The organism is Nonomuraea sp. SBT364 (assembly GCF_001083785.1).
Lineage (GTDB): Bacteria > Actinomycetota > Actinomycetes > Streptosporangiales > Streptosporangiaceae > Nonomuraea.
Map to the genome: position 1 here is coordinate 100,493 of NZ_LAVL01000002.1, position 26,817 is coordinate 127,309.

21 protein-coding genes are annotated in these 26,817 nt (G+C 71.1%); 13 read left to right on the forward strand and 8 right to left on the reverse strand.

Features of this window, described 5'->3' with window-relative positions; genetic code table 11:
- Positions 1–262: 262 nt before the first annotated feature.
- The gene (locus ADY59_RS01895; protein ID WP_049556833.1) at positions 263–562 is read left to right on the forward strand and encodes a hypothetical protein; all 300 of its coding nucleotides are present in this window, start codon (positions 263–265) and stop codon (positions 560–562) included.
- 81 nt (positions 563–643) lie between these two features.
- Here the strand turns inward: ADY59_RS01895 and ADY59_RS01900 are convergent, their stop codons facing one another.
- Entirely contained in the window at positions 644–1,570 is a 927-nt protein-coding gene (locus ADY59_RS01900; protein ID WP_049556834.1) for an adenosine deaminase, read from the reverse strand.
- Between the two features lie 87 nt (positions 1,571–1,657).
- Between ADY59_RS01900 and ADY59_RS01905 the strand changes: the two genes are divergently transcribed.
- Positions 1,658–2,830, forward strand: coding sequence for a PucR family transcriptional regulator (locus tag ADY59_RS01905; RefSeq protein WP_049556836.1), 1,173 nt, complete (start codon positions 1,658–1,660; stop codon positions 2,828–2,830).
- Here the strand turns inward: ADY59_RS01905 and ADY59_RS01910 are convergent.
- The gene (locus ADY59_RS01910) at positions 2,780–3,973 is read right to left on the reverse strand and encodes a metal-dependent hydrolase family protein (RefSeq protein ID WP_049556839.1); all 1,194 of its coding nucleotides are present in this window, start codon (positions 3,971–3,973) and stop codon (positions 2,780–2,782) included. The two genes, ADY59_RS01905 and ADY59_RS01910, sit on opposite strands and share 51 nt — an antisense overlap.
- Before the next feature lie 217 nt (positions 3,974–4,190).
- Here ADY59_RS01910 and ADY59_RS01915 point away from each other — a divergent pair, with 217 nt between their 5' ends.
- From ADY59_RS01915 to ADY59_RS01930, 4 genes are read left to right on the forward strand one after another with little or no spacing between them, the layout of a single operon-like run.
- Positions 4,191–5,240 (forward strand): ABC transporter substrate-binding protein, encoded by a 1,050-nt coding sequence (locus tag ADY59_RS01915; RefSeq protein ID WP_049556840.1) that lies wholly within the window; start codon positions 4,191–4,193, stop codon positions 5,238–5,240.
- A complete protein-coding gene (locus ADY59_RS01920; protein ID WP_049556842.1) occupies positions 5,237–5,989 on the forward strand; it encodes an ABC transporter ATP-binding protein in 753 nt (250 codons plus the stop codon). The genes ADY59_RS01915 and ADY59_RS01920 overlap by 4 nt, the downstream gene beginning before the upstream one ends.
- On the forward strand, positions 5,986–6,750 hold the full coding sequence (locus ADY59_RS01925; protein WP_049556844.1) for an ABC transporter permease: 765 nt from the start codon (positions 5,986–5,988) through the stop codon (positions 6,748–6,750). The genes ADY59_RS01920 and ADY59_RS01925 overlap by 4 nt, the downstream gene beginning before the upstream one ends.
- Positions 6,747–7,529, forward strand: coding sequence for an ABC transporter permease (locus ADY59_RS01930; RefSeq protein WP_156325242.1), 783 nt, complete (start codon positions 6,747–6,749; stop codon positions 7,527–7,529). The genes ADY59_RS01925 and ADY59_RS01930 overlap by 4 nt, the downstream gene beginning before the upstream one ends.
- A gap of 144 nt (positions 7,530–7,673) precedes the next feature.
- On the opposite strand, the gene ADY59_RS53195 is transcribed toward ADY59_RS01930, so the two are convergent.
- The 4 genes from ADY59_RS53195 to ADY59_RS01950 form a co-directional block, all read right to left on the reverse strand.
- Positions 7,674–8,468 (reverse strand): CAP domain-containing protein, encoded by a 795-nt coding sequence (locus ADY59_RS53195; RefSeq protein WP_197093391.1) that lies wholly within the window; start codon positions 8,466–8,468, stop codon positions 7,674–7,676.
- A gap of 59 nt (positions 8,469–8,527) precedes the next feature.
- Entirely contained in the window at positions 8,528–8,845 is a 318-nt protein-coding gene (locus ADY59_RS01940) for a hypothetical protein (RefSeq protein WP_049556847.1), read from the reverse strand.
- Between the two features lie 313 nt (positions 8,846–9,158).
- Complete coding sequence (gene dacB, locus ADY59_RS01945) at positions 9,159–10,703, reverse strand: D-alanyl-D-alanine carboxypeptidase/D-alanyl-D-alanine endopeptidase (RefSeq protein WP_049557006.1); 1,545 nt, start codon at positions 10,701–10,703, stop codon at positions 9,159–9,161.
- A 123-nt stretch (positions 10,704–10,826) separates the two neighbouring features.
- Entirely contained in the window at positions 10,827–11,384 is a 558-nt protein-coding gene (locus ADY59_RS01950) for a DUF1707 and FHA domain-containing protein (protein ID WP_049556849.1), read from the reverse strand.
- Between the two features lie 88 nt (positions 11,385–11,472).
- Between ADY59_RS01950 and ADY59_RS01955 the strand changes: the two genes are divergently transcribed.
- The 3 genes from ADY59_RS01955 to ADY59_RS01965 are packed head-to-tail and all read left to right on the forward strand — an operon-like array spanning position 11,473 to position 15,220.
- Positions 11,473–11,985, forward strand: coding sequence for a PadR family transcriptional regulator (locus ADY59_RS01955; protein WP_049556851.1), 513 nt, complete (start codon positions 11,473–11,475; stop codon positions 11,983–11,985).
- A complete protein-coding gene (locus ADY59_RS01960) occupies positions 11,982–12,662 on the forward strand; it encodes an ABC transporter ATP-binding protein (RefSeq protein ID WP_049556853.1) in 681 nt (226 codons plus the stop codon). Before ADY59_RS01955 ends, ADY59_RS01960 begins: the two co-directional genes overlap by 4 nt.
- Positions 12,659–15,220, forward strand: coding sequence for an ABC transporter permease (locus tag ADY59_RS01965; protein ID WP_049556855.1), 2,562 nt, complete (start codon positions 12,659–12,661; stop codon positions 15,218–15,220). Before ADY59_RS01960 ends, ADY59_RS01965 begins: the two co-directional genes overlap by 4 nt.
- Here ADY59_RS01965 and ADY59_RS01970 read toward each other — a convergent pair.
- Together ADY59_RS01970 and ADY59_RS01975 are read right to left on the reverse strand one after the other, a co-directional pair.
- Positions 15,180–16,532 carry an MFS transporter gene (locus ADY59_RS01970; RefSeq protein ID WP_049556857.1) on the reverse strand — a complete coding sequence of 451 codons (1,353 nt, stop codon included), beginning with the start codon at positions 16,530–16,532 and terminating at the stop codon, positions 15,180–15,182. The genes ADY59_RS01965 and ADY59_RS01970 overlap by 41 nt on opposite strands.
- Before the next feature lie 47 nt (positions 16,533–16,579).
- Positions 16,580–17,434, reverse strand: a complete 855-nt coding sequence (locus tag ADY59_RS01975) for a hypothetical protein (RefSeq protein ID WP_049556859.1) — start codon at positions 17,432–17,434, stop codon at positions 16,580–16,582.
- Positions 17,435–17,670: 236 nt separating this feature from the next.
- On the opposite strand from ADY59_RS01975, the gene serA reads away from it, so the two are divergent.
- The 4 genes from serA (at position 17,671) to ADY59_RS01995 (ending at position 26,745) form a co-directional block, all read left to right on the forward strand.
- Positions 17,671–19,254 carry a phosphoglycerate dehydrogenase gene (gene serA / locus ADY59_RS01980; protein WP_049556861.1) on the forward strand — a complete coding sequence of 528 codons (1,584 nt, stop codon included), beginning with the start codon at positions 17,671–17,673 and terminating at the stop codon, positions 19,252–19,254.
- Between the two features lie 477 nt (positions 19,255–19,731).
- The gene (locus ADY59_RS01985; RefSeq protein ID WP_049556863.1) at positions 19,732–20,778 is read left to right on the forward strand and encodes a 3-isopropylmalate dehydrogenase; all 1,047 of its coding nucleotides are present in this window, start codon (positions 19,732–19,734) and stop codon (positions 20,776–20,778) included.
- Between the two features lie 173 nt (positions 20,779–20,951).
- Positions 20,952–22,049, forward strand: a complete 1,098-nt coding sequence (locus tag ADY59_RS01990) for a branched-chain amino acid aminotransferase (protein WP_049556864.1) — start codon at positions 20,952–20,954, stop codon at positions 22,047–22,049.
- 751 nt (positions 22,050–22,800) lie between these two features.
- Entirely contained in the window at positions 22,801–26,745 is a 3,945-nt protein-coding gene (locus ADY59_RS01995) for an ALF repeat-containing protein (RefSeq protein WP_197093392.1), read from the forward strand.
- Positions 26,746–26,817 lie beyond the last annotated feature (72 nt).

A 26,817-nucleotide genomic window follows, 5' to 3' on the forward strand; every position in this document is an offset into this window, starting at 1 on the left:
CTCCCTGCTGCCTCTCCCACACGGCCTGACGAGTGTGCGCGCGTGGAGAGGCTCCGGACGCCATCGCAAGACCTGCGGAGCAGGACACGCTCCGGGCTCCGTCAATGATCAGTAAGGGGTGACCGGGTAATCCCCGGCTTCGGCAAAAGGACCGTTTACGCACGTCAAAACCAGATTAGCCGCGTTTGCCGCTGACGATCACAGGGCAGATCTCCTCCCGCTACCGACGGAGAGTAGTCGATAGGTAACAAAGGGGATTCGTATGTACAAGACGGGGCTCATCCTGGCCGGTCTAGTCGGCGGGATGGTCATGCTGGGCGGCGGTCCCGCGCTCGCCGAAGGTTACGCGATGAACACCGCCTCGGTGGTCGCGTGGCCCACGCATGGGGACGACGACAACAACGACAACGACATCCGCGCGTACGGCGAGCGGAACAACTTCGGCGAGGACAACGACGACGAGGTCGAGGGGCAGTGGAACAACAACGGCTCGGACGACGACGTCCTTGACCTGGACATCCTGAACCAGGTCCTCTCCGACATCCTGACCGCGAAGGACTAGCCGTCCCAAGCGCTGTTGACGGGGCCCGCCTCCCTCGGAGGCGGGCCCCGTCGCCGTTTCTCAGCCTTCGTGGACGGCTTCTCAGCCTTCGTAGGCGAACGAGGCGTCGAACGAGTCGCGGGCGATGCGGTCCAGCTGCTCCTCGGTCAGGCCGAGCTCGTCGCGCAGGGCGCGGTAGTTGTCCTCGACGTAGCCGCCGAAGTAGGCGGGGTCGTCGGAGTTCACCGTCACCACCAGGCCCTCGTCCAGCATCGCGGGCAGGATGTGGTCACGCAGCGACGGCACCGCGCGCAGCCGCACGTTCGACAGCGGGCACACGGTCAGCGGGATGCGCTCGTCGCGCAGGCGCGCCACCAGCTCGGGGTCCTCCATGGCGCGGATGCCGTGGTCGATCCGCTCCACGCGCAGGATGTCCAGCGCCTCCCACACGTAGTCGGGCCCGCCCTCCTCGCCGGCGTGCGCCACCCGGCGCAGCCCCTCGGCGGCGGCCAGGTCGAAGACCCGCCGGAACAGCGACGGCGGATGCCCGACCTCGGCCGAGTCCAGCCCGACCCCGATGAACTGGTCCCGGAACGGCAGCGCCGCCCGCAGCACCCGCTCGGCCTCGTCGGGACCCTGGTCGCGCAGGAAGCACAGGATCAGCGCGGCGGAGATCGGCCCGTCCTTGATCGCGCCGGTCAGCCCGGCGAACACGGCGTCCAGCGGCACCCCGCGCGACAGGTGCGCCTGCGGGTCGAAGAAGATCTCGGCGTGCCGCACGCCCTGCGCCTCGGCCCGCCGCAGGTAGGCGGCCGTCAGGTCGTAGAAGTCGCGGTCGGTGCGCAGGACGGCCATGTTCTCGTAGTAGACGTCCAGGAACGACTGCAGGTCGGCGAAGTCGTAACGCGCCCGGATGGCGTTCACGTCGAAGGTCGGCAGCGCGATCCCGTTGCGCCGGGCCAGTTCGACGACGAGCTCCGGTTCGAGGGTGCCTTCGATGTGCAGGTGGAGTTCCGCTTTGGCGCGCATGGATCGAGTAAACCCGACCATGAACGGCCGGGGTATCGTGCGAACCTCCGAACCTTCGCTGTTTGACCTGGCATAACATGAGATTTCATGAGGTTGGCGGAGCTGTTGGCGCGTGACGACCTCCGGCTGACGCTCGTCACCGGCACCGGGACGCTCGACCGGGAGGTACGCCGCGCGTACCCGACGGACCTGCCCGATCCCCGGCGCTACCTGCGGCCCGGCGACCTGGTGCTCACCAGCGGGGTCTGGTACGGCGAGCCGGCCGACTGCGAGAGGTTCGCCGACGCGCTGTGGGCGGCCGACGTCGCGGGGCTGGTGGTGGGCCTGATCGTGCTGGGGGAGCTGCCGCCGGCGCTGGTGGCGGCGTGCGAGCGGCGCAGGCTGCCGCTGATCCTGGCCGCGCCGGACCAGTCGTTCGGCGCGATCACCGAGGCGGTCATCGAGGAGGCGTTCGCCGCCGAGCGGCGCAGGGCCGAGCGGGGCCGCGCCCAGACGCTGCTCGACGTGCTCGGCTCCCAGCAGATCGCCCCCGGTGAGGTCTCGGCGCACCTGCGGCTGCTCGGCGCCGATCCCGGCCTGCCGACGACCGCGATCGTGGTGAGCGGGCAGGGCGGGCACGACCTGCCGGCGATGCTGCACGAGGCACTGTCCAGGAAGGGCCGCCACCTGATCGTCGGCGGCCGGGCTGACGAGGCGATCGCGCTGGTCAACGGCAAGGCGACGCGCAAGGCGCTGAGCGAGGAGCTGCGCGGCCTGGCGGCGGACCGGCCCGGCCTGCGGCTCGCCGTGGGCATCAGCGACGCGACGGCGAGTGTGTCACAGCTCGGCGAGGCGCTGGAGAGCGCGCGCCGGGGCATGGAGTCGGCCCGCGACGGCGAGGGGCCGGTGTCGATCATGTCGGTGGCCGACATCGACAGTTACGACCTGCTGCTCGCCGCGCTGCCGCTCGGCGTGCGCAGGTCGTTCCGCGACCACCTGCTCGGGCCGGTCGAGGAGTACGACGCGCGGCACGGCTCCGAGCTGCTGCGCACGCTCGACGTGTTCCTGGAGACCTGCGGCTCCTGGCAGCGTGCCGCCGACGAGCTGTACGTGCACGTCAACACGTTGCGCTACCGGATGCAGCGGGTCGAGGAGCTGACCGGCCGGCGCATGTCGTCGATGCGGGACCGTACGGACCTGTATCTGGCGCTCAGGTCGGGGCAGCTCAGGTCAGGGCAGCTCAGGCCGGGGCAGGCGGCCGGCGACGACGTGGCCCCGTGACACCACGGCCACGATGTTGTCCACGGCCAGGTCCTCGATGCGCTCCCACGGGCGGCCGCGCAGCACGACCAGGTCGGCGCCGAGGCCCGGGGCGATGCGGCCGACCGGCATGCCGATCGCGTCGGCGGCGTCGGAGGTGGCCGCGCGCAGTGCCGCGCCCGCGTCCATGCCGAGCACCCGGGTCATGTACACGACTTCGGCGAGCTGGTCGCCGAACTGCACGTGGTGCCCGTTGGCGTCGGTGCCCAGCACGAACCGCACGCCCAGCCGGACCGCCTCCGCGAGCAGCACGTCGCGCCGGGTCACCAGCTCGGCGGCCTTGGCCCTGGCCTCCTCGGTGACCGGGACGCGGCCTTCGGCGATGGCCTCGTTGATCAGCAGGGTCGGCGCGACCGGGGTGCGCCGGGCGGCGAGCGTCTCGGCCAGGTCCCGGGTCATCAGCGTGCCGTGCTCGATGGAGTCGACGCCCTCCTCGACGGCGATCCGGATGCCGTCCTCGGAGTGGGCGTGCGAGGCGACGAGCATGCCGAGCGCGTGCGCCTCGTCGACGATGGCACGGATCTCCTCGCGCGTGTAGTTGCGCCAGATGTTCTTGTCGCCGATCGACAGCACGCCGCCGCTGGTGGTGATCTTGATGCCGTCCATGCCGGCGCGGGCCCAGATGCGCACCAGCTTGCGGCACTCGTCGGGGCCGTCGGCGGTGGGCTTGCGCTGCGGGGACGCGGGCGGCACGAACAGGTCGTTGTGCCCGGCGGTCATCCCGACCACGCCGTGCACCTGGACGCGCGGCCCCGGCAGGATGCCCGCGTCGAACGCCCGGCGCAGCGCGATCTGCGCCTCGTCGCCGGCCAGGTCGCGCACCGTCGTGACGCCGTGCCGCATGGCGCGCTGGGCGTGCGCGGCGCCGTGCAGCACCTGCTCGTCACGGTTGGTGACCAGCGGCCAGGTGGCGAAGTCGGCCGAGCCGGCGCCCGCGTAGCCGACCAGGTGGACGTGGGTGTCCACGAGGCCGGGGATGACGCACAGGTCGTCGCCGCGCGGCCGCGCCGGGGACAGGCCGGTGATCCGGTCGGGCTCCCAGGTGAGGTCGACCGGGCCGCGTGGTTCAGTGCCGTCCCAAAGAGGGATTCCGTCCAGTCTCATCGCACCCGACGTTACCGGAACCGCTCCTGGCCTGGAGGGATCTACGGACCTCGCGCGGCACTCTCGTAGGGAACTACAGGCACGGCCTCGCGTTTTGCCTGCGTACGCGGAAACCGGCGCTGGGCGGGACCGAGTGGCCGAAACTCTGTCACACGATGGTAATAATCGATGTATAGCTTCCTGACCTGCACGTTCACCGCTCAGCCCAAGGAGAATTATGGCTTCCCTCGACCGTCGTGCGTTCCTGCGGGCGTCTGGTCTGGCCGGGCTGGCGCTCGGACTGGCCGCCTGCGGCGACGGCGGCACGTCCACCGGCGGCGGCGGTGAGGGCGGGTTCGGCGCCGTGAAGCTGCAGCTGTCGTGGAAGAAGAACGTCGAGTTCGCCGGCGAGTACTTCGCCGACAGCAAGGGCTACTTCAAGGCCGCCGGGTTCTCCCAGGTCGAGTTGCTGTCCGGCGGCGGCTCCGGCACCTCGGTCGAGTCGGGCCTGGCCACCGGCCGCTGCTGGATCGGCCTGTCGGCACCCACGATCACCGCGCCGGCCGTCCTCCAGGGCGCCCAGCTCAAGATCGTCGGCGCGACGTTCCAGAAGAACCCGTTCGCCATCATCTCCCTGGGCAAGAACCCCATCGAGGACCCCAAGGCCCTGGCCGGCAAGCGGATCGGCGTCCAGGACTCCAACGAGCTGGTGTGGAACGCGCTGCTCAAGGCCAACGAGATCGACCCGGCGAGCGTGACGCGGGTGCCGTTCCAGTCGGACCCGTCCATGCTGACCTCCGGCCAGCTCGATGGCTATGTCGGCTTCGTCACCAGCGGCCCGGTCCGCCTGAAGATGCAGGGCGTGGACGCCACCCACCTGCTCTTCGCCGACCACGGCCTGCCGCTGGTCGCCGAGACGTTCACGGTGCGGCAGGAGACGATCGACAACGAGCGCGACAAGCTCAAGGCGTTCCTCACCGCCGAGATCAAGGGCTGGAAGGACGCCGTCGCCGATCCGGCCAAGTCCGCCGAGATGGCCGCGAACACGTACGGCAAGGACCTGAACCTCGACGTCAAGGAGCAGACCGAGGAGGCCAAGATGCAGAACGAGCTCGTCGTCACCCCGGACGCCAGGGCCAACGGGCTGTTCACGATGACGCCCGAGCTGATCGCGCAGAACATCGAGTCGCTGGGCAAGGCCGGCCTCGTCGTCAAGGCCGAGCAGATCTTCGACCTGTCGGTCCTGGACGAGGTCTACCAGGCCGACCCGAGCCTGAAGCTCGCATGAGCGGCATCTCGATCACCGGTCTGAGCAAGACCTTCGGCAAGGGCGTGACGGCCGTCGAGGGCGTCGACCTGGAGACGCCCAAGGGCTCGTTCCTGTCGCTGCTCGGCCCGTCGGGCTGCGGCAAGTCGACGGTGCTGCGCATCCTGGCCGGGCTGGAGGAGCCGACGTCCGGCGAGATCCGGGTCAACGGCGAGTCGCCCGAGGAGCTGCGCCGCAGCCACCACCTGGGCATCGCCTTCCAGGACTCGGCGCTGCTGCCGTGGCGCAGCGTCCACGCCAACATCCGGCTGCCGCTGGAGGTGGCCGGGCTCAAGCCCGAGCCCGGCGTGATCGAGGACCTGATCAAGCTCGTCGGCCTGGAGGGCTTCGAGAAGGCCCGGCCCGCCGAGCTGTCGGGCGGCATGCGCCAGCGCGTGTCCATCGCCCGCGCGCTCGTCGTCAAGCCCAGCGTGCTGCTGCTCGACGAGCCGTTCGGCGCGCTCGACGACATGACCAGGCAGCGGCTCAACCTGGAGCTGCTGCGCATCTGGACCGAGAAGCCCGCCACGACGCTCATGGTCACGCACGGCATCGGCGAGGCGGTGTTCCTGTCGGACGTGGTCGCCGTGATGAGCCCGCGGCCCGGCCGGGTGGTCGAGCTGGTCCCGATCGAGCTGCCGCGCCCGCGCACGCCCGACATGATGCGCACCCCCGAGTTCCACGCCTACCACGACCACCTCAGCGACCTGCTGTTCGGGCACGGCTCATGAGACGGGTGCACGGCCTGCTCGGCGTCGCCGCCCTGGTCGGGCTCTGGTGGCTGCTCGCCGTCACGGTGTTCGCCGGCGACGGCGCCGTGCCCACCCCGTGGGCGGTGCTCGCCGGGATGGCCGGCGACGGCTGGGGCTTCTACGGGCCGAACGTGTCGGCCACGCTGTCGGCGGCGCTGCAGGGGTTCCTGTGGGGCAACGGGCTGGCGATCGGCGTCGCGGTGCTCGTGCTGCTCATCCCCAGGCTCGAAGCCGTCGCCACCCAGCTCGCGGTGATCAGTTACTGCATCCCGCTGCTCGCGATCGGGCCGATCATCCTGGTCGTGTTCGGCGGCGAGGCGACCGTCGTGTTCCTGGCGGCGATCTCGGTGTTCTTCACCACCCTCATCGGCGCCCTGCTCGGCCTCCGCTCGGCGGACCGGGCCAGCCTCGACCTCATCGCCGTGTACGGGGGCGGCAAGCTGGCCAAGCTGCGTCACGTGCAGATCATCTCGGCGTTGCCCAGCACGTTCGCCGGGTTGAAGATCTCCGCCCCGTCCGCGCTGCTCGGCGCCATCATCGGTGAGTACCTCGGCAGCAACGACCAGGGGCTCGGCGTCTCCCTGATGATCTCCCAGCAGCAGTTCCAGGTGCCGCGCACGTGGGGGCTGGCCCTCGTCGCCGGGCTGATCGCCGGTCTCGGGTACGGCCTCGTCGCGCTCGTCGCCCGGCTGGTGACGCCCTGGTCCACCGGCAGAGCCGAAACGGGGTCCGCGCTGTGATCGGCCGTACCGTGCTGCGGGTCGTCGGCCCGCTGCTGCCCTCCGTGGTGATCGTGGTGGCCGCCTGGTGGCTGTTCCTGGAGGCGTTCGGCATCAGCCCGCTCGTCGGCAAGCGGCCCCACCAGGTGTGGGAGTACCTGTTCACGGCGCCGGAGGCGGCCGCGCACCGCGACGCCGTGTTCGGCGCGCTCGGCATCACGATCAGGGACGCCGCCATCGGCTTCACGACCGGGATGGTGGCGGCCGTGGTCGTCGCCATGACGTTCGTGCTGTTCCGTACGGTCGAGCAGACGTTCATGCCGGTCGCGATGCTGCTGCGGTCGGTGCCGCTGGTCGTCATGACCCCGCTGATCACGCTCGTGTTCGGCCGCGACCTGCTCGGTGTCGCCGTCATCGGCGGGATCGTGGTGTTCTTCCCGGCGCTGGTGAACATCGCGTTCGGGCTGCGCTCGGCGTCACCGCAGGCGACCGACCTGGTCATGGCCTACGGCGGGACGCGGCTGACCGTGCTGCGCAAGGTCGCGGTGCCCACCGCCATGCCGTCGGTGTTCGCCTCGGCCCGCATCTCCGTGCCGTCGTCGATCATCGGCGCGCTCATCGCCGAGTGGCTGGCCACCGGGCAGGGGATCGGGGCCGAGATCCTGCGGGCGATCGGCGGCTTCCGCTACGACGAGGTGTGGGCCGACATCGTGGTCGTCACCGCCGTGTCGATCGTGGCGTACGCGGCGGTGGGCGTCGTCGAGTCGCTCGTCCTGGCGCGCTTCTCCGACACCCGCTGAGCCGGGTGATGCGGGCCCGGCCGCGGTCCGATGCGGGGGGAGTCGCGGCCGGGCCCGCCGGAGGGGAGCGCTGCGGGCGTGCGGTGGGAACCGGCACGGGTGGGGCCGGTGTCGCCCGGCGCTCCCTGGCCCGGGGGGTGGTGCTCAGTGGGCGGCGAACACCTGGGTCCAGTGCGGGCCCTTCGCGTGGTGGCCGACGCCGATGTGGGTGAAGGAGCAGTTCATGATGTTGCGCCGGTGCCCCGGGCTGTCGAGCCAGCCCCGCACCACCTGGGCCGCCGTGCGCTGGCCCATGGCGATGTTCTCGCCCCAGGTCCGGACCGGGGCGAAGCCCGCCGACCTGATGCGGTCGCCGGCCGAACGGCCGCCGGGTGAGGTGTGGTCGAAGTAGCGCCGGGCGGCCATGTCCGCCGAGTGCCGGTCGGCGGCGAGGCGGAGCTTGGGGTCGTGGGTGAGCGGGCGGCAGCCGCCCGCGGTCCTGGCCCGGTTGGTCAGCCGCACGACCTCGCTCTCGGCGCTGGAGGCGCCGCCGGCGGCGGGCCTGCCCTCGCACGACAGCAGCACGCTGCCTGACGTGCTCTTCCCGCCCCGGTGGTCCAGGGCCTCGACGTAGAAGCGGCGCGGGGTGGCGGAGCAGCGCAGCTTGGCGGTGATCCGGCCGTTGGCGACGATCTGGGAGCCGCTCTTGAGCGTGCGGTCGGGGCCGGGGACGGCCTGCTTGATCCGCACCCTGAGCCGGGCCCGGTCGTCGCAGCCGGTGCGCCGGGCGGTGCCCCGGATCACGCCGGCCGCGTCGGCCACCGGCTTGGCGGCCACCACCCGGCACGCCTGCTGGGACACCTGCTGGGACGTTTGCTCAGCGGCGGCCGGTGTCGCTGGGACGGAGCTCAACGCCGCCAGGGTTCCCAGGCAGGCGAGTGCCTGGAGCTGTCTGCGCATCGCATCCTCCATGGGGTGAGATGGTGCGTCGATCCCGCATTCTGCTGGCCCCAAGTCGGCTATGTCCCGAAAATCGTCGCTATACCTGGAGCTCCATGTGACCCAATCGTAACGTCCGTCTCCCTTGCCCCGGCAAAACCCGGGGCAAGGGGCGGCCTTCGGTGGTGGCGCGACGTCTCGAAGTACCCGGCCCAGCCGGACCCGCGGGACTGGGCGATCCCGAACTTGTTGGCGCCCTTGCCGTTCCAGATGGTCAGGGTCCCCGTGGCGGTCGAGAAGAGGTCACCGACCCCGTCGCGGTTGAAGTCCTGGTTCGCGCCGGTCATCACCGCGTAGTGCGAGCGGAGTTCGGCCGCCGTGAGCGCGCGGTCGTACATCGCGAACTTCCCGATCGCCCCCCTTGGAGTAGGAGTTGAAGTTGCGGGTGCCCAACCGGACGGGAGCCGCGCCGGGCCTGGGCTTGACGACGACCTCGTCCTTCCGTGCCGGCCGACGGGTGGGACAGCCGCCAGTAGGCCGCCGGTTCGTGCGAGAGGACCAGTTGGTCATACGGGCTCAGCCCGCTCGCCTGGGCCGCGGCGGGCTCCGGGACGGTCCCGCAGAATAGGGAGCGCCGGTATGACGGCGGTATGTCTCCCTCTCTGGTGCACCGCGCGGCGAACCGCACGGTGCACCAGGGAGGGAGAACCGTCAGCACATCACCGGCTTGAGCCAGGAGCACTCCAGGTCACCGGCCGTCTCGGTCGCGGTGCGGAGCTGGGCCGGCGCGCCGTCCACCGCCGCGCCGCGCTTGAACTGGGCCAGCCGGACCGCGATCTTGTCCTCGATGTCCTTGGGCGAGCCCGACAGGTACTGGTTGAGCATGATGGAGAAGACCAGCGGCTCGCCGTCGGCGCTGGTGACGTAGCCCGACAGCGCGGTCACGCCGGTGAGCGAGCCGGTCTTGGCCCGCACGTTGTCCGCCGCGGCCGTGCCGCGCATCCGGCTGCGCAGCGTGCCGCCGACGAAGCGGTCCGGGTTGCCGGCGATCGGCAGCGAGTCGTACCAGGTCTCGAACCACGGCTTGCCCCGCACGGCGGTCAGCAGCTGCACGATCGAGGCGGCCGTGAACCCGTCGCGCCGCGACAGCCCGGACCCGTCACGCATGTTCAGCACCTGGACGCCGTTGGCCTTGGCGAAGTCCGTGCTGACCTTGAGCCCGGCGGCCCAGCTGCCCTCGTTCGCGACCTTGCGGCCCATGGCCTTGGTGAGGATCTCGGCGTGGATGTTGTTGCTCAGCTTCATGAACGGCACCAGCAGCTCGCTCAGCGGCATCGACTCGTGCCTGGCCAGCTCGCCGGCGCCGTCCGGCGCGGCGCCGGCCACGGTCTTGCCGAGCACCCGTACGCCGTGCTCGCGCAGCGCGTCGCGGAACAGGGAGGCGGTGTAGGCGGTGGGGTCGTCGACGGACACCCACTCCTGGTAGGAGCCGGCCACGGTGCCGGTGATCTCCACGGTACGGGTGCCGTGCAGACGCTGGATCAGCACGTCGGTCTCGGCGCCGACCGTGGCCTTGTTGACGATCTTGAGGTAGTCCGTCTCGGGGGTGGTCGTCACCTTGACCCGGCCGCCGTCCGCCGCCACCCCGACGATCACCGAGCCGGCGTCGTAGTCGCGGTCGGGCGAGGTGGTCAGGGCGGAGATCGGCGCGGCGTAGTAGGCCGTCTCGTCGTCCCACGCCCAGTCCGTGCCGAGCCGTACGCCGTCGAACCAGGTGTCGTCGGCCACCAGCTTGCCGGTGACGACCTTGATGCCGGCCTTGGCCACCTCGGCGGCCAGCGCGTCGTAGTCCTCGGCGAGCATCGTCGGGTCGCCGGTGCCGCGCAGCACCAGGTCGCCGCGGAGCACCGAGCCGGCCTTGCGGCCGCCGTTCAGCACGGTGGTGGGGAAGCGGTAGTCGAGGCCGAGCGTCTCGGCCGCCGCCGCCGAGGTGAACAGCTTGGTGTTGGACGCCGGGAGCAGCAGCTTGCCGGCGTCGGTCGCGTACAGCTCCTCGCCGGTGGTGGCGCTCTTGACGAGCACGCCCGCCTGGGCGATGGTCAGCCGGGAGTCGCCGAGGATCTGGTTGAGGTCCTGGGCCAGGTCGGCCACGCCGGGGGATGGTTCGAGGGCGATCGCGGGGGAGGAGGGGCCTGACGCCCACGCCAGGGTCGCGACGAGCGCGCCCGCGACGAGGGATGCTGAGGTGCGCCGCATGGGGGTCTCCAAAGGGGCTGCGACTTGGGGGTCTCGCCCTGGGATCATGGATCAGCGCACGCGGCCTGTAATCCGCAAATATCCGTATCTTTACGGAGGCTGGGGTCTTTCGGGGCGGGGGCGCTACGGGAGGGCGGAGCTCACCAGGAAGCCGCAGTCGCCGAACGAGATCTCGTCGCCCGACCGTACGCGGGCCGGGCCCACCAGGCGCCAGCCGTTCAGCCGGGTGCCGTTGAGCGAGCCCAGGTCGATCAGCGTCCACCCGCCCTCGCTGTCGCGCCGCAGCTCCGCGTGGACGCGCGACACCGTCAGGTCCGACAGCACCAGGTCGCACGCCGATCCTCGGCCGACCACGTAGCGCACCCGTTCGTCGTCGGGCAGCGCCAGCCGGGGCAGCCGGGGCCGTCGCCAGGCGGACTGCAGGCTGGTGGTGAAGTCGGAGGTGGCGCCGACCATCCGGGTCAGCAGGCCGGTCACCCGCCCGCGGAACGTCGGGCGTCGTGGCAGGTCGGCGACGAGCGCGTCGAGCTCTTCCTGGTTGCGCGCGCGCAGCGCCTGGTCGACGCGGCCCACGAAGGTGTCGTGGGAGATCCGTCCTTCGACCGCGCGGTCCCGGAGCTCGCCGATCGCGCGGTCACGCTCACCGTCGGATGCGCGGAACGGTGGGTGCGTCGAGCTCATTCCCCGAGTATCGGCCTGAACGGCGTTCGCTGTCCAGAATACGCGGATCTGTTGCGGGGAGCATACTCAGTATGCATACTCGGTATCCATGTCGATCAGACACGGACTGCTCGCGTTGCTGAGCAGCGGGCCGCGTTACGGCTACCAGCTCAGGGTGGAGTTCGAGGCGTCGACGGGGGCGACCTGGCCGCTGAACATCGGCCAGGTCTACACGACGCTCTCCCGCATGGAGCGTGACGGCCTCGTCACGCCCGGCGGCGACGACGAGCAGGGTCGCGCGGTCTACGAGATAACCGACGCCGGTCGGCGGGAGCTGACGGAGTGGTACGCCACCCCCGTGGGCCAGGCCGACCGGCCACGCGACGAGCTGGTCATCAAGGTCGCCATGGCCGTGGCCGCCCAGGATGTGGACGTGGCGGCGGTGATCCTGGCCCAGCGCATGGCCACCATGCGCACGTTGCAGGAGCTGACCAGGGCCAAGCGCGCCGGGTCCGAAGGGGCGGCGCAACGGCTCGTGATCGACTCGATGATCTTCAAGGCCGAGGCGGAACAGCGCTGGCTGGACCACTGCGAGGCCGTACTCAAGGAGAAGAGCGCATGACTGTGGTGAGCCTGCGTGACGTGGCCCGGCAGCACGGGGAGGTGCACGCGCTGAAGGGGGTGAGCCTGGACGTCGCACGCGGCGAGCTGGTCGCGGTGATGGGCCCGTCGGGCTCCGGCAAGTCCACCCTGCTCAACCTGGCGGGCGGCCTCGACCGGCCGACCTCCGGCAGCGTCGTGATCGAGGGCGCTGACCTGGCCGCCGTGAAGGACCTGGCCGCCTTACGGCGCAGGAGCGTCGGGTACGTGTTCCAGGACCTGAACCTGATCCCGTCGCTGACGGCGGCCGAGAACGTGATGCTGCCGCGCGAGCTCGACGGCGTCCGCGCCGGCCAGGCCCGCGAGGAGGCGGAGGCCGCCCTGGAGGAGGTGGGCGCCGGGCAGGTCGCCGGCCGCTTCCCCGAGGAGCTGTCCGGCGGCCAGCGTCAGCGGGTGGCGATCGCCAGGGCGCTGACCGGCGAGCGGCGGCTGCTGCTGGCCGACGAGCCCACCGGCGCGCTCGACACGGCCACCGGCGACGGCATCTTGAGGCTGCTGCGCGAGCGCTGCGACGCGGGCGCCGCCGTGCTGCTCGTCACCCACGAGCCCCGCTACGCCGCCTGGGCCGACCGGGTCGTCTACCTGCGTGACGGCGTGATCGCGGACGCCACGGCGGTGCGGCTGGAGAGCGCCCGATGAGCGCCTTCCTGGCGGCCTTGAGGCTTTCGCGCAGGGACGCCCTGCGCGCCAAGGGCCGCAGCGCCCTGATCATGGTGATGATCGGCCTGCCGGTGCTGGTCATCGCCGCGCTGCTGACGGGGCTGGCCACCGGTGAGGTGTCCGCGCGGGAGAAGCTGACGATCACCATGGGCGCGGCCGACGCCCGCCTGACGACGACCCAGATGCGCGGGCCGATCAAGCAGGACCCCGCCGGTTCCTACACGGCCGGGGGGCCGCGGTCCACGCGGCCGTGGGCGGCGGCCGAGGTCGGCGCGCTGCTCGACGCCCGGCTCATCCCGTGTGACCAGGGTTCGGTGATGGTGCACCGGCCGAACGGCGACGACGTGGTGGGCGTCCTGGAAGTGGATCTGCGCGACCCGATGACGCGCGGGATGCGGCCGCTGCTCCAGGGCCGCTTCCCCGCCGCGCCGGACGAGGTGGCGGTGACGCCCGCGATGCTCGGCCCGGGGGTGCGCCTCGGCGAACCGATGCGCGTGCGGGCCGAGGAGCGGCAGGTACAGGTGGTCGGCGTCGTCGAGTACCCCTACAACGTGAAGTTCGCCGAGGTCGTGAGCCTGCGGGGCACGCTGCTGCTGGACAAGCAGGACGGCCACGGCACCGGCTGGCTGGCCGACGCGCCCGCCCCGGTCGGCTGGGAGCAGGTGCGCGCGCTGAACCGGTCGGGGCTCCACGTCGCCTCCCGTGCCGTGACCGAGGACCCGCCGGCGATCGAGCCCGTCTTCCCGTCCAACTCGGTGTTCCAGACCGATCTGGTGATCGCCTCCGCCGTCGGCGTCGTGCTCGTCGTCCTGGAGACCGTCCTGCTGGCCGGGCCCGCCTTCGCCGTGGGGCTGCGGCGGCGGCGCCGGGAGCTGGCCGTGATCGCCGCGCACGGCGGCTCCGGCGCCCACCTGCGGATGATCGTGCTGGCCGACGGGCTGGTGCTCGGCGGGACAGCGACGCTGGCCGGGGCGGCGCTCGGCGTGATCGCCGCCATCGCCTCGGCCCCGCTGGTGCGCGACCTGATCGGCGGCTACGGCCCGCCCGACGTGCCCTGGCTCCAAATCCTCGGCGTCGTCCTGCTGGGGACGGTCACCGGGCTGATCGCCGCCCTGGTCCCCGCCGTCCAGGCCGCCCGGCAGAGCCCGGCCCAGGTCCTGGCGGGGCGGGAGGCGCGGGTCGTCGCCCGCGACCGCGCCGGCCGGCCGATGCTCGGCCTGCTGCTCGTCGTGGCGGGGCTGGGCACGTGCGTGCTCGGGCTCGCGGACCAGCGGCGCTGGCTCGTGATCGGTGCGGTCCCGGTCGTGCTGGGGCTGGTCGCGATCATGCCGTGGCTGGTGCGCGCCACCGGGCGGCTCGCCGCGCGGCTGCCGCTCCCGCTCCGCCTGTCCGTGCGTGACGCCTCCCGCCACCGGGTCCGTACGGCCTCCGCGGCGGCGGCGGTCATGGCGGCCACCATGGGGGCGATCACGCTCGGCATCGGGGCCGAGAGCCAGTTCACCGCCGTCAAGGAAGACACACGCAGCGTCGAGCCGATGGGCACGCTCTCGATCAGCGGCAACGGCCTGGACGACCAGGAGTGGGCGCGGGTGCGCGCCGCCGCCGAGGAGGCGCTGCCGGGAGTGCCGCTCGTGACCGGGCAGGGGGCGTTCACCGGCAAGGGCGAGCAGGTGGTGCCCTACATGATCTGGCAGTCGGGAGGCTGTGAGCGCTCGTGCTACCGGGCCCATGATCTGCCCGTGGGTGACGCCCGGCTGCTCGCTCTCCTGCAGGGCAGGGCGGATCCGGTCGCCGCCGCCGCCCTGGCCGAGGGCAAGGTGGTCGTGTTCCAGCCCGGGCAGGTGCGCGACGGCAAGGTGCGGCTGGGGCTGTCCGTCGAGAACGCCGACGACCTCGAACTCCCGGCGGTCCAGGCGCGCCCGGCGGACCCCCGCCAGGTCGGCGCCCTGATCCCGGGGGCCGCGCTGCGCGAGGCCGGGCTGAAGGTCGCCGAGCGCAAGCTGTACGCGGCGCACCAGCCGGCCGACCTGGAGGGGCTCCAGCAGCGCGTCAGGGCGGCCAACGTCGACGCGTACGCCCGGGTGGAGAACGGCTGGGACGACCACTATCCCGCGCGGGCGCTGTGGCTGGGACTGGGGCTCGCCGTGGTGCTGGTGCTCGGCGGCACGTTCGCCGCCACCGGGCTCGCGGCGGCCGACATGCGGCGTGACCTCGACACCGTGTCCGCCGTGGGCGCGCCGCCACGGGTGCGCAGGCTCATCGTGGCGGCCCAGGCCGGCTACATCGCCGGGCTCGGCGCGCTGGTCGGCGTCGTCGCGGGTGCGGTCATGGGCGTCGCGGCGGCGTGGGCGCTGACGAGGACACGTGGCGCGTGGACCGGCGCTCCGGGTGAGTTCCTGTTCGGCCTCGGCCTGCCCACGATCGCGGTGCCCTGGCTGTTCTGCGCCGCGATCGTGCTCGGGCTGCCGGTGGTGGCCGCGGTGGTGGCCGGGCTCGTCACGCGGGGGCGTCCGGCACCGGCACGGCGGCTCGGTTAGGGTCCTTGATCCGGTAGCCGAGCGTCATCGCCACCGACAGCAGGATGATCAGCGCGGGGACCGCGGTCTGCCCGATGAGCACCGCGGTCACCGCGCTGTCCGGCTGCTCGACCGGCCTGCTCGGCTCCGAGGACAGGAACCCGCCGATCGACAGGATCACGCCGAAGACCAGTGCCCCGAAGGCGCTCACGCCGCTCTCGATCGCCGTCCACAGCCCGGTGAACACGCCCGCGCGCCGCTTGCCGGTGTCGGCCGCGTCCTTGGCGATCACGTCCGCCAGCATCGAGAACTGCAGCAGCGTCACGCCCGCCACACCGGTGCCGACCAGCAGGATCATCACGTGCGCGTACCAGCCGCCGAAGACCGGCGTGGCCAGCGCCAGCGCCGTGCCGGTGGCGAAGGTCAGCGCGGCCAGGATCATCGCGCCCCGCTTGTCCAGCCGCCTGGACAGCCACGACCACAGCGGCATGGTCAGCATCATCGGCCCCACCAGCGCCGCGAACAGCGTGGTCGTGGCCTTCGGGTCGCCGATCGTGTAGGCGGCGAAGTACGGCGCCGCCGCCAGCATGATGGCCACCGCGAGCTGCTGGGTGCAGCTCAGCGCCGTCAGCCACAGGAACGACGGGTTGCCCCTGACCACGGCGAACTGCTTGATCAGGGTGCCGCCGTCCGGCTCGGGCGCGCCCGTCATGGGGGCGCGGGCCGTACCGAAGAAGGAGCCCAGCATGGCGGCGAGCAGCACGACCGCGATGACCATGCCCATCAGGCGGTAGCTGTCCAGCGTGCCGTTGCCCTGGCTGTTGACGATGGCCGGGGCCGCGATGCCGGCGATCGCGGTGCCCGCGCCGACGAACACCATCCGCCACTGCAGCAGCGAGGTCCGCTCGTGGTAGTCGTCGGTCATCTCGGCGGGCATCGCCTTGTACGGCACCTCGAACAGGGCGTAGGCCGTGGCCGCCGCCAGGAAGCAGGCGCCCACGTACAGCGCGGCCGGGACGCCGGTCAGCGGCGGACCGGCGAACACCAGGAAGAAGGCGACCGGCAGCGTGCACGCGCCCGCCAGCAGCCACGGGCGGCGGGGGCCGAGCCGCGAGGTGGTCCGGTCGGACCAGCGGCCGACCAGCGGGTTGACCACCAGGTCCCAGACCTTCGGCGCCGTCACCACCACTCCGGCCAGCCACGCGGGCACCGCCAGGAAGTTGGTCATGTAGAACAGCAGCAGCAGCCCGGGTACGGAGCTGAAGGTCGCGGTGCAGAACGACCCCACGCCGTAGCCCAGGCGCACCCCTCTGGAGACCGTGGGCGCGATCATGGCCTCATTGAAGCGGAGCAGAGGCCCGGCCGGTAAGGCCTAATGCACTATTCGTTCACGTTCGCGCAAACGACGTGCGCCCCGATCTCGATCATCCGGCGTTCGCTGCGCGAGTCCGCGACGCGCGCCATGAGGATCGGCGCCCCGCTGGCCGCGAACTGCGGCAGCCGGGCCCTGGCGCCCCGGTGCAGGTCGCGTACGACGTCCTCGGCGGCCGACATGTGCACCTTGACGTGCAGCATGATCCCCGGGGCGCCCGAGGCCGTCCGCGCCTCGGAGATCCACACGTGGTGCACCAGCGGGAAGTCCTGGAGCAACTGGGCGATCGCCTGGCGCAACGCGGGCAGGATCGGGTGCGTGCAGCGCCGGTAACCGGGGTCGACCTGCTGCATCGGGCCCGACAGGTGCGGGCGCGGCGCCGGGATCCACGGCATCGGCGGCGCCTCGGGCGACGGGGGAGCCGCCTGCGCCATCACCGTCCCGCGCGACACCGTGGCCATCGCGCCCGTCGCGTACGCGGCCGGCGCGGCCCCCGACAGGACCGGCGTCGGGCCCGTACGGGTGGAGGTGAGGAAGCGCTGCAGGTCGTCGATCGGGACGGCGGCGGCCGCGGGACCGGCGGCGTCGATCACGATCTCCCGCACGCCGGTGACGCGCTGGATGTCGAGGATGGTGTCGGCGTCGCAGGCCGACAGGGAATGGCCGCCGCGGTGCCGGGCATAGGTCACCGCGCTGGTGTAGCCGAGCAGGACCCGGTCACCGGCCTGGGTCGTCCCGAGGACGACGGATCGATCTGGTCGCACGGCCACCAGGACTCCACAGTCAGCGAGAGCCGCCAGCAGACGGTGCGGACCACCATGCTGGGCGAGCACGTCGGCAAGCGCAGGATTCCCGATGCTCATATGACGAACCATAGGTAGTTGGCCACGGCTTATCAGGCTAATGCCGAATAAATCTCCCGATCAAGACAAAGATGGGTGCAGTGTGGATGAGTTTCCGGCCGCTGGGTACCGGCCGGGCGTCTCGAATGCTGGGTCTCTCGTGAACGCGTTCACAAGCGGTGGATACACTCTGAGGGATCCGAGGGACCCATGGACGTGTCCCTCCCGCCCGCCGCTCGCCTAAGGATCCAACACCCGTGAACAAGCCCGTCGTTCTGGTCGCAGAGGAGCTGTCCGAGGCCGGCCTCGCCGTGCTCGGCGCCGATTTCGAGGTCCGCCACACCGACGGCGCCGACCGTTCCCAGCTGTTGCCCGCCCTGGCCGACGTGGACGCGCTCATCGTCCGCTCCGCCACCCAGGTCGACGCTGAGGCCATCGCCGCCGCGCCCAAGCTGCGCGTGGTCGCCCGCGCCGGCGTCGGCCTCGACAACGTGGACGTCGCGGCGGCCACCAAGGCCGGCGTGATGGTGGTCAACGCGCCCACCTCCAACATCACCAGCGCCGCCGAGCAGACCGTCGCGCTCATCCTGGCCAGCGCCCGCAACACCGCGCAGGCCCACGCCGCGCTGAAGAACGGCGAGTGGAAGCGGTCCAAGTACACCGGTGTCGAGCTCGACGAGAAGGTCGTCGCCATCCTCGGCCTCGGCAAGATCGGCCAGCTCGTGGCCCAGCGGCTGCAGCCGTTCGGCGTCGAGCTGATCGCCTACGACCCCTACCTGCCGCCGGCCCGCGCCGCGCAGATGGGCGTCAAGCTGCTCAGCCTCGACGAGGTGCTCAAGCAGGCCGACTTCATCACCGTGCACCTGCCCAAGTCCAAGGAGACCCTCGGTCTCATCGGCGACCGGGAGCTGCACGAGGTCAAGCCGTCGGTGCGGATCATCAACGTGGCGCGCGGCGGCATCGTCGACGAGGCCGCCCTCTACTCGGCGATCAAGGAGGGCCGCGTCGCCGGCGCCGGCCTCGACGTGTTCGCCAAGGAGCCGTGCACCGACAGCCCGCTGTTCGAGCTCGACCAGGTCGTCGTCACGCCGCACCTGGGCGCCTCCACGCACGAGGCCCAGGAGAAGGCCGGCACCCAGGTCGCGCGCAGCGTCAAGCTGGCCCTGGCGGGCGAGTTCGTGCCCGACGCGGTCAACGTCCAGGGCGGCGCCGTCGCCGAGGACGTCAAGCCGGGCCTGCCGCTCGCCGAGAAGCTGGGCCGCGTCTTCACCGCGCTGGCCGGCGAGGTGGCCACCAAGCTCGACATCGAGGTCCGCGGCGAGATCGCCTCCCAGGACGTGCGGGTGATCGAGCTCGCCGCCCTCAAGGGCGTCTTCGCCGACGTCATCGAGGAGCAGGTCACGTACGTCAACGCGCCGCTGCTGGCCAAGGACCGGGGCATCACCGTGGAGCTGGTCACCAGCTCCGAGAGCCCCGACTGGCGCAACGTGGTCACCGTCCGCGGCGTGCTGGCCGACGGCCGCCACGTCTCGGTCTCCGGCACGCTCTCCGGCCCCAGGCAGATCACCAAGATCGTCGAGGTCAACGGCTACCAGATGGAGATCGAGCCGACCGAGCACCTGTCGTTCTTCACCTACACCGACCGGCCCGGCGTGGTCGGCGTGGTCGGCCGCCTCCTCGGCGAGCAGGGCATCAACATCGCCTCGATGCAGGTGGCCCGCGACGTCAAGGGCGGCAAGGCGCTCATCGCGCTGACCGTCGACACCGCGATCCCGTCCGACGTGCTGGAGCAGATCGGCTCCGAGATCGGCGCCGACAGCGGCCGCTCGGTCGATCTCTGACGCCTTCCCGAAGAGGGGCTGCCGCGCCGGCAGCCCCTCTTTCCTTGTCTCAGGTCGTCTCAGGATGCGAGATAGTAGGACATCCAACGAGACGTCGCTGGTAGTGTGGCGGGTAATGCGCCAGGTTCTCGTACTCATTACCTGCCGCGGCGGGGCCTGTTAGGGCAGGTCGACGACTCGCCGCGGTGAGTGGCGTTCGTCGGCCGGTAAGTCCCCTTCGCCGGTCCGTGACCCGGACCGCGAATTCAGGCCCGGTCGGGTTCGCGACCGGGATCCGACTTCCCATTCCCGACGCCTCGCGAAACGAGATGAGTCACATGTACGAGATGTATGCCTGGAACGGCGCCGACGAGCACGAGAACGAGGCCGCCGAGGCCCTGCAGACCGCTCTGGACCGCCGCGACAACGGCGGCGCGCCTCATCCCAGCCGCTGAGATCAAGTGTTCGTCAGCCGAGACGAGCCGGTAAGGTACGCCCATGGAGTCGCGCAACATTCGTCTGGCAGTCATCCCTGGTGACGGCATCGGCACCGAGGTCGTGGCCGAAGGTCTCAAGGTCCTCGAAGCGGTCGGGACCAAGGTCGAAGCCACCCATTACGACCTGGGCGCCGCCCGCTACCACCGCACCGGCGAGACCCTGCCCGACCCGGTGCTGCAGGAGCTTCGCGGCTACGACGCGATCCTGCTCGGCGCCGTCGGCGACCCCAGCGTGCCCCCCGGCATCCTGGAGCGCGACCTGCTGCTGCGCCTCCGCTTCGAGTTCGACCACTACGTCAACCTGCGCCCGGTCAAGCTCTTCCCCGGCATCGAGACGCCCCTCGCCGACACCCCGGCGGAGGACATCGACATGATCGTGATCCGCGAGGGCACCGAGGGCCTCTACGCCGGCACCGGCGGCACCATGCGGCGCGGCACCCCGTACGAGATCGCCACCCAGGAGTCGCTCAACACCGCCCACGGCGTCGAGCGCGTGGTGCGTTACGCGTTCGAGAAGGCGCGCTCGCGCCCGCGCAAGAAGCTCACGCTGGTCCACAAGACCAACGTGCTCACCTTCGCCGGCGACCTCTGGCAGCGCACCGTCAACCAGGTGGCCGAGGAATACCCCGACGTCACCACCGACTACAGCCACATCGACGCGGCCTCGATGTTCTTCGTCAGCCAGCCCGAGCGGTTCGACGTCATCGTCACCGACAACCTGTTCGGCGACATCATCACCGACCTGGGCGCCGCCATCGCCGGCGGCATCGGCCTGGCCGCCAGCGGCAACATCAACCCCGAGCGCACCGCGCCCAGCATGTTCGAGCCGGTGCACGGCAGCGCGCCCGACATCGCCGGGCAGGGCAAGGCCGACCCCACCGCCACGATCCTGTCCGTCGCCATGCTCCTGGAGCACCTCGGCCTCGGCGCCGAGGCGGCCAAGGTCGAGCAGGCCGTCGCCGACGACATCGTCGAGCGCCTGGCCGGCTGGTCCGGCCGCACCACCCACGAGATCGGCGACGACATCACCGCGCGAGTATCGAGCTAGGGGCCGCCCCTGCTCAGCAGCGCCTGGCGGTCCGCACCGAGGACCCGCCAGGCGCTTTTTCATGTCCAAACGGGCATCTATCCCTTGCCATCCCAAATAGCGAGACAATAAGAAGTACGGACTGCCGTTCCGCGGCAGCACCCGCACGAATCGCAGAGAGAAGGACCCGCGTCATGACCATCGCTCAGAAGCTCAGCTTCGACGTGCAGCTATCCGACCACGCTCGCACCGCGGCCGAGCGCGAGCAGGTACTGGCGAACCCGGGCTTCGGCCAGGTCTTCACCGACCACATGATCTCCATCGACTACACCGAGGGCGAGGGCTGGCACGACGCCCGCCTGCAGCCGTACGGGCCGCTCAGCCTGGACCCGGCCACGTCCGTCTTCCACTACGCGCAGGAGCTGTTCGAGGGCCTCAAGGCGTACCGGCAGGTCAACGGGTCCGTGGTGACGTTCCGGCCTTATGCCAATGCCTCCAGGTTCAACCGGTCCGCGTTGCGGATGGCGATGCCCGAGCTGCCCGAGGAGGCGTTCGTCGAGTCGCTGGAGCTGCTGGTGCAGACCGACCGGGAGTGGGTGCCCACGACCGAGGGGCACAGCCTCTACCTGCGGCCCTTCATCATCGCCACCCAGGTGGGGCTTGGGGTGAACTATCCGTCCAAGACGTACAAGTACCTGGTGATCGCCTCGCCGGCGGCTTCGTACTTCACCGGCGGGATCAAGCCGGTCTCGGTGTGGCTGTCCACCGAGTACACGCGCGCCGCCCCCGGCGGGACGGGGTTCGCGAAGTGCGGGGGGAACTACGCGGCGGCGTTCGTGGCCCAGCGGGAGGCCGTGGCGCAGGGCTGCGACCAGGTCGTGTGGCTGGACGCGCATGAGCACCGGTACGTGGAGGAGATGGGGGGGATGAACCTGTTCTTCGTGTTCGGGAACAAGCTGGTCACCCCGGCCCTGACCGGGACGCTGCTGCCCGGCATCACCCGGGACTCCATCCTGGGGCTGGCCGAGGAACTGGGGCTGGAGGCGGAGGAGCGGCTGATCAGCACCGACGAGTGGCAGGCCGGGTGCGAGTCCGGGGAGCTCACCGAGGTGTTCGCGTGCGGCACGGCGGCGGTCGTCACGCCCGTGGGGTCCGTCAAGGGCGCCGACCGGGCCTGGACCGTGGGAGACGGAACGCCGGGCGCGGTGACCATGCGGATCCGCGAGGAACTGGTGGGCATCCAGTACGGGTCCCGTCCGGACACGCACAACTGGATCCACAAGATCCTTTAGTCGTCCAGGTCTTCGCTGCGCCCCGGTCGTCCCCTGGGCGCAGCTTCGCCATGCCATGATCGCGGTCTCTGCCGCATCGGGCGCGCTCGGTCGCCCGGTCGTCGACCGCTTGTACGCTCGGGCCGACGCGATGGCCGTGATGGGCGACGCCACGCGAGCCCGCCTCTCCCGAACTCGACCCGGGGCGAACTGGCCGGCAACACCGGTGGGGCGCGGCCTGAACACCGCGTTCCGGTCCCACCTGGCCGAGGCGCCGGATGAGCCCAATCGGGAGATGCCGGGATCGGCGGCGACCTGGGCATGGCACTGGAGGCGCAACGTTTCGCCGAGTTTTCCCGTGCGTCGAATTGCAGGCCCGCTGAAATCGGCAGGCCGATTCTTTTCTCGGCCCGCGAGGAAAAGCGAATCCGTGTTGAGCGTTGTCGTCCGGCATGCCGACCAGGGAATGGGTGTGCGACGAGGCCAGATTAGCCGAGCCCGGTATGTTGCCGGTATGTCGGGTGTTCACGCAGCTCAGAAGCGCTCCAGCGGCGCACTGCCACATTTCGCGCCGCCATTCTGGCTCGACGGGAGCCGTTGCCGCACATTTGATTGATCGCGCTCGGGGTTGCCCGTTGTTCGAGCGTCGTGTGATACTCCGCGATGCTGGATGAATGGTGATCGGCTTCGCCTGTTCAGCGCTTCCGGTGTGCGAATTCGAGCGGTGACGGAGGCTGCCGTGCGGCTGAAAGTGCGTGCGTGGATGCCGGCGATGAATGGATCGGCGCGTCCTTTCGCGGTGCGCCGGCAGGCGACGATCGCGGTATTCGAGGTCCTGGTTCTGCTGGGCAGCCTGCTGCGGGCGACGCCGGCACATGCCGAGGCGCCGGTCGTCCCTGATCGCTCCCACGTGGTGTCGGCCTGGCAGGAGGGCGGCCCGCTGGTCCGGGCGGCGGCCGAGGCGGCGCTGCTGGGCTCGGACGAGCAGGTCAGCGCGTTCCTGGCCGAAGGGTGGCGCCGGGCCCAGCGTCTCGACGAGCGGGACCAGCTCGCGAGCGTCATCAGCGAGGGTGGTCCCGCGTTACGCGCGAAGGCTCAGGCCGCCCTGGACGCCGACGCGGCAGGCGATCAGAGCGCGATCAGCGCGTTCCTGGAGAGCGGATGGCAGGGCCCGTCGGACATCGACGCGCGGGTGTCGGTGAACCAGCTGATGAGCGCCGGCGGCGAAGAGGTCAAGCAGGCGGCGCAGGCCGTACTGGACTCCGGGGACAGTGCGAAGCTGCGGGAGTTCCTGGAGGCCGGCTGGCAGACGCAGTGGAACTCCGACCAGCGGCTGCGGATCAACCAGGCCATCGCCACCGGCGGCCCGAACGTCCGCGCCGCGGGCCAGCAGGCGCTGGACGCGGAAACGCCGGAAGCGCTGGAGGCTTTCCTCTCCTACGGCTGGGCGGTGGCGTCGGCGCGCGACGACGAGACCGCGACGCTGGAAGACCTGCTGGGCCAGGCGGAGGCGGCCGGGAAGGTGGCGGCGCAGGAGACCGCGAACGCCACCGGCGAGGCCGACCGCGCCGAGGACGCCGCAGCGGCGGCGCGCAAGTCCGCGGCTGAGGCCGCTGCCGCGACCGAGGCCGCGCGCGACAACATGGCTGAAGCGAAGGCGCAGGCCAAGCGGGCGGCGAAGGCGGCGCAGAAGGCGGCCGCGGCGGCGCAGGTGGCCGTTCAGGCCGCCGCGGCGGCGAACCGGGCGGCCCGCGCCGCCGCCACCGCGGCGGCACGGGCGGCGCAGATGGCGTCGAAGGCCAACCAGAAGGCCGCCGAAGCCTACCGGGCGGCTGCCGAGGCGTCCGTGGACGCCAACAGGGCGAGTGTCGCCCGCCAGGCGGCGCAGGCAGCGAACGCGATCGCCCAGGAGACGCGAGAAATCGCCATCAATGCGGATTCGGCAGCCAAGGCGCTGGAGAACGGCCAGAAGGCCATCGATTCCGCCACGTCCGCGGCCGAGCACGCGCTGGCGGCAGCGGTCGCCAATGACGAGGCGGTCCGGTATGCCAACGCGGCCGGCGCGGAGGCCCAGGATGCGGTCGCCGCGGCGGCGAGGGCGCGGGCCAACGCCGAGCGGGCCGTCCGGGCGGCACGCGCGGCCGAGAAGTATCTCCGGGTGGCCATCGACGCCGCGTACAAGGCACGAGACGCCGCCAACCGGGCAGCGGCCAACGCCCAGGCCGCGGCGGCCGCGGCCCTCGACGCCGCGGAGCACGCCGGCGAGGCCGCAGAGGCGGCGAAACGGGCCACCGAGCATGCCAACGCCGCCATCGACGCCGCGCAGCAGGCACTGGAGACCGTGAACCAGGCAGCCGCGGTGTACGAAGCGGCGCGTACCGCCGACGCCGAGCGCCTGGCGGTGGCCCGGGACGAGGGGCTGGAGACCGCCCGGGCCGCCAACGCCGAGTACGAGGCGCAGCAACGCATCGCCGACTGGGACGTCGACCAAGCCGCCAAACGCGACGCGGAGACCAACCGGCTCATCACCGTGGCGGTGAACCCGGCCACCGAACGTGCCGCGGCGGTGGCGGCGGCCCGCAAGGTCGCGCTGAACCTGGCAGGCGGCCAGGGAGCCTGGACCAAGGAGGCGGCGCTGTCGGCGCTGGGCAGCGCCGACGATCTCGTGCTGGACTTCGTCCGCACCGGCCTCTCCCGCGCGGTGGCGCAGGACAACCGCCTCGCGGTGACGAACCTGGGCGTGACCGAGAACGCCGCTCTGGCCACAGCGGCCAAGAACGCGCTGGCCGGCAGTGACCAGACGGTCGCGACCTTCCTGCGCACGCAGAACTACCCCGGCCGCTACAGCGCGGACCGGCTGAAGGTCAACCAGATCCTGACCACGGCCAAGGCGGCCGGCGACGTCGTGCTGGCGGAGCGGGCGCAGCAGGCCCTCGACGCCGACACGCTGCAGGCGCTGCGGGACTTCCTCGACACCGGCCAGTACACCGCGGCGGTCACCGGTGAACGGGTGCTGGTCAACCAGATCCTGGCCGACCCGGACAGCGGACCGGAGCTGAAGGCGGCCGCGCAGATCGCCTTGGACGGACCCGCTCCGGGGCTGCGGCAGTTCCTCGACACCGGCCAGCACACCGCGGCCGAGCGGGACCACGAAAGCGCGATCCACCTCGCTGTGACGGCCGGTCTGCTCAAGAGGATCAACGAGGTCGCCGAGAGGGCTCTGGAGGACGCGCTGGAAGCGCAGAGCGTGGCCGCCCGCGCCCGCGACGACGCCGGGCAGGCCGCCTCCTACGCCCAGCAGGCGATCGAATCGGCGAAGCGGGCCGACGGGTATGCCCAGCAGGCCGGCGACTACGCAGGCCAGGCCGCCGCCTCGGCGACCAGGGCGGCGACGGCGGTCAAGACCGCCCGCGAGGCGGCGACCAAGGCCAGGGCCTCAGCTCGCAGCGCCGTCCGGTCGGCCACCTGGGCGATCACCTCTCACCAGAAGGCCGTCGACGCCGCCAACCGGGCCACCAAGGCGGCCCGCATGGCCTACAGGGACGCCATCATCGCCGGCCATGACGCCGAGGTCGCCGTCGAAGCGGCCAGGAAATCTTCCGACGCCCTCATGTATGCCGCCGGCGTGAAAATCGCCGAATGCCATTTCCAGTACACCAGTGATCAGTACACCCGGCTGGAGGATGCCTACAGCGAGGAGGGTGAGTATTACAAGAACTGCGTCTACAACATCCTGGGGTCCCCGGAGGACCTGGCCACCCGGGCGTACGCCAACTCCGCCTTCTGCGATCTGTATCCGCAGGACAGCCAGGACTACGAGAACTGCGTCAACTCCGTCCTGGACCCCGCGTTCGAAGGCACCCAGCAACTCGCGCTGACCCTGCAGGCGCTCCGGTACGGGGGCGCCTGGATCGGGATCGGTTTCGCGCCCGCGATCATCGGCTGTGCCGTCACTCTGGTCTGCGGCGCGGCGCTCACCATCACCGAGGTCGGCCTGGAGATCTACCGCCTCGCCAACGGCGACCAATCACTGAGCAGGACGCTGCTCAATATCGGCACGATCGCTCTCCAGGAGCTGGTCTTCTACGGGATCGGCAAGATAATCAGCGTCGGCTTCCGGGCACTCAAGAACGCCTTCACGGCTGCCAGAACGAGTTCGAGTGCGCTCTCGGAGATCCGGATAGGACTGATCCGCAACAGGCACCAGCTGGTCCTCGCGGAAGTCCGGGCCATGCTGGTCGGCGAGTACTCCAGCGTCAAGAACACGGCCTACTTCTGGTCCGGCCGTACCGAGATAGAGCCCGATAAGTACCGATATGCCGGACCTGACGAAGCCGGTGAACTCGCGAGGAACAATGACGGCACCACGCTCGAACGCCTCATGGACAGCCGCGGAATCCCGCAGGCGTCCGGCAGGCCCGGCGACTGGGACCCCGCCGAGATGCCGTGGGACGAGATCCAGCAGCAGGTCAATGACGCGTGGGACCGGATTTCCCTGGCTTATGCCCGGGGCGCCTCGGGCGAGGTCAAGGTGATTCTCGGGAGAGACGTGCGCGAGCAGAGCGTCTGGATGAGACAAGAGTGCAAGGAACTCCTGAGAAACCCCAACGTCACCAAGATCACCGCAATTGACCTCACCACCAAGACGCCTCGGGTGATCACCGACGAGTCCCAGTGCATGCCGGTCAACGCCCCGATGGCCGCCCTGGCCGCATGACGACACGGTCCGCGACAGAAACCACCAGAGGTCTGTGAACATGAATGCACCACCACGCTGGGCGACGCTGGG

What these genes read in the sequence shown, in the direction of transcription:
- ADY59_RS01960 (WP_049556853.1), top strand. Translation starts at nt 11,982, where the DNA reads ATGACTGTGGTGAGCCTGCGTGACGTGGCCCGGCAGCACGGGGAGGTG.
- ADY59_RS01995 (WP_197093392.1), top strand. Translation starts at nt 22,801, where the DNA reads ATGAATGGATCGGCGCGTCCTTTCGCGGTGCGCCGGCAGGCGACGATC.
- dacB (WP_049557006.1), bottom strand. Translation starts at nt 10,703, where the DNA reads ATGCGGCGCACCTCAGCATCCCTCGTCGCGGGCGCGCTCGTCGCGACC.
- ADY59_RS01940 (WP_049556847.1), bottom strand. Translation starts at nt 8,845, where the DNA reads ATGTACGACCGCGCGCTCACGGCGGCCGAACTCCGCTCGCACTACGCG.
- ADY59_RS01900 (WP_049556834.1), bottom strand. Translation starts at nt 1,570, where the DNA reads ATGCGCGCCAAAGCGGAACTCCACCTGCACATCGAAGGCACCCTCGAA.
- ADY59_RS01910 (WP_049556839.1), bottom strand. Translation starts at nt 3,973, where the DNA reads ATGAGACTGGACGGAATCCCTCTTTGGGACGGCACTGAACCACGCGGC.
- ADY59_RS01955 (WP_049556851.1), top strand. Translation starts at nt 11,473, where the DNA reads ATGTCGATCAGACACGGACTGCTCGCGTTGCTGAGCAGCGGGCCGCGT.
- ADY59_RS01925 (WP_049556844.1), top strand. Translation starts at nt 5,986, where the DNA reads ATGAGACGGGTGCACGGCCTGCTCGGCGTCGCCGCCCTGGTCGGGCTC.
- ADY59_RS01895 (WP_049556833.1), top strand. Translation starts at nt 263, where the DNA reads ATGTACAAGACGGGGCTCATCCTGGCCGGTCTAGTCGGCGGGATGGTC.
- ADY59_RS01915 (WP_049556840.1), top strand. Translation starts at nt 4,191, where the DNA reads ATGGCTTCCCTCGACCGTCGTGCGTTCCTGCGGGCGTCTGGTCTGGCC.
- ADY59_RS53195 (WP_197093391.1), bottom strand. Translation starts at nt 8,468, where the DNA reads ATGCGCAGACAGCTCCAGGCACTCGCCTGCCTGGGAACCCTGGCGGCG.
- ADY59_RS01965 (WP_049556855.1), top strand. Translation starts at nt 12,659, where the DNA reads ATGAGCGCCTTCCTGGCGGCCTTGAGGCTTTCGCGCAGGGACGCCCTG.
- ADY59_RS01920 (WP_049556842.1), top strand. Translation starts at nt 5,237, where the DNA reads ATGAGCGGCATCTCGATCACCGGTCTGAGCAAGACCTTCGGCAAGGGC.
- ADY59_RS01990 (WP_049556864.1), top strand. Translation starts at nt 20,952, where the DNA reads ATGACCATCGCTCAGAAGCTCAGCTTCGACGTGCAGCTATCCGACCAC.
- ADY59_RS01970 (WP_049556857.1), bottom strand. Translation starts at nt 16,532, where the DNA reads ATGATCGCGCCCACGGTCTCCAGAGGGGTGCGCCTGGGCTACGGCGTG.
- ADY59_RS01905 (WP_049556836.1), top strand. Translation starts at nt 1,658, where the DNA reads ATGAGGTTGGCGGAGCTGTTGGCGCGTGACGACCTCCGGCTGACGCTC.
- ADY59_RS01985 (WP_049556863.1), top strand. Translation starts at nt 19,732, where the DNA reads ATGGAGTCGCGCAACATTCGTCTGGCAGTCATCCCTGGTGACGGCATC.
- ADY59_RS01975 (WP_049556859.1), bottom strand. Translation starts at nt 17,434, where the DNA reads ATGAGCATCGGGAATCCTGCGCTTGCCGACGTGCTCGCCCAGCATGGT.
- ADY59_RS01950 (WP_049556849.1), bottom strand. Translation starts at nt 11,384, where the DNA reads ATGAGCTCGACGCACCCACCGTTCCGCGCATCCGACGGTGAGCGTGAC.